This window comes from Streptomyces sp. S3(2020), assembly GCF_013044505.1.
Lineage (GTDB): Bacteria > Actinomycetota > Actinomycetes > Streptomycetales > Streptomycetaceae > Streptomyces.
The window spans coordinates 1-1,029 of the sequence record NZ_JABERD010000532.1; the positions used below are offsets into that span (position 1 = coordinate 1).

Here is a 1,029-nt window from a genome sequence, read left to right on the forward strand (position 1 = left end):
GCCCACGACTTCCGCCCCGGCACCCCCGACCTCAGCGCCTTCCCGCGCAACGAGTGGCTCAAGGCCACCCGCCGAGCCCTCCTCGCGGCGCCCCACCACTCCCTCGGCTACGGCGACCCGCGCGGCAACCTCGAACTGCGCACCGCCCTCGCCGGCTACCTCGCCCGCGTGCGGGGCGTACGCACGGACCCCGACCGCATCCTCATCACCGCGGGCTGCGCCCATGGCCTCCGCATCCTCGGCACGGTCCTGCGGGCACGCGGCGTCCGGTCGGTCGCGGTCGAGTCGTACGGCCTGGACGTGCACTGGAACCAGCTGACGGCGGCGGACCTGCGCGCCGAGGCGCTCCCCTACGACGAACTGGGCACGGACCCAGGCCAGTTGGCCGGGGCCGGCGCCGTCCTCCTCACCCCCGCCCACCAGTTCCCGATGGGCGTCCCCCTGCACCGGGACCGGCGGACCGCGGTCGTCGACTGGGCGCGGCGCACCGGAGGCCTGGTCCTGGAGGACGACTACGACGGGGAGTTCCGCTACGACCGCCAGCCGGTCGGCGCACTCCAGGGCCTGGACCCGGACCACGTCGTCTACCTCGGCACGGCCAGCAAGTCCCTGGCCCCCGGCCTCCGACTGGCCTGGATGGTCCTCCCGCAGGGCCTGTCGGAGGCGGCCGCCGAGGCGAAGGGCAAGGTCGACACCTGTGGGGTGCTGGACCAGCTGACCCTGGCCGAGTTCATCGCCTCCGGCGCCTACGACCGCCACGTCCGCGCCTCCCGCCTGCGCTACCGCCGCCGCCGGGACGCCCTGGTCGCGGCCCTTGCCCTGCACGCCCCCGAGGTCCACGTCACCGGCATCGCCGCCGGCCTCCACGCCGTCCTCCGCCTCCCACCCGGCACCGAACAGTCCGTCGTCCAGTCCGCCGCCTGGCAGGGCGTCGCCCTCCACGGCCTGTCCTTCTTCCGCCACCCGCAGGCTGCGGCGGAGCGACTGGACGCCCTGGTGGTGGGGTACGGGGCGCCATCGGACCGGGGG

1 protein-coding gene is annotated in these 1,029 nt (G+C 75.6%); it reads left to right on the forward strand.

The window, feature by feature from the left end; genetic code table 11:
• Positions 1-1,029, forward strand: a 1,029-nt coding sequence (locus HLK59_RS50165) for a PLP-dependent aminotransferase family protein (RefSeq protein WP_171148351.1), incomplete at both ends; no start/stop codon positions are given.